1 pseudogene is annotated in these 366 nt (G+C 46.7%); it reads left to right on the top strand.

What is annotated here, in order from left to right:
* Nucleotides 1–366 (top strand): annotated as a pseudogene (locus LJE11_RS19395) (IS200/IS605 family accessory protein TnpB-related protein); the annotation flags it as partial.

Here is a 366-nt window from a genome sequence, read left to right on the forward strand (position 1 = left end):
GGGAGAATCATGCAGATGTGATCGTATTTGAGTATCTGGAAATGAACGGAAAGATATCGGGAAGTAAGAGGCAGAAACTGCAGCTTTGGAGAAAACGGGATATCCAGAAACGGTGTGAACATCAGGCACACAGGAAAGGGATGCGCATATCCAGGATCTGTGCATGGAATACGAGCAGGCTTGCGTATGATGGATCAGGGATAGTCCTGCGTGACTGGAGAAAACACAGCCTCTGCGCATTTCAGACGGGAAAAAGATATAACTGTGACCTGTCAGCTTCTTATAATATCGGGGCCAGATATTTTATCCGTGAACTTTTAAAACCCCTTCCGGCAACGGAAAGGTCTTTGCTGGAGGCAAAAGTCC

It is taken from the genome of Blautia sp. DFI.1.216 (assembly GCF_020594215.1).
Lineage (GTDB): Bacteria > Bacillota > Clostridia > Lachnospirales > Lachnospiraceae > Blautia_A > Blautia_A wexlerae.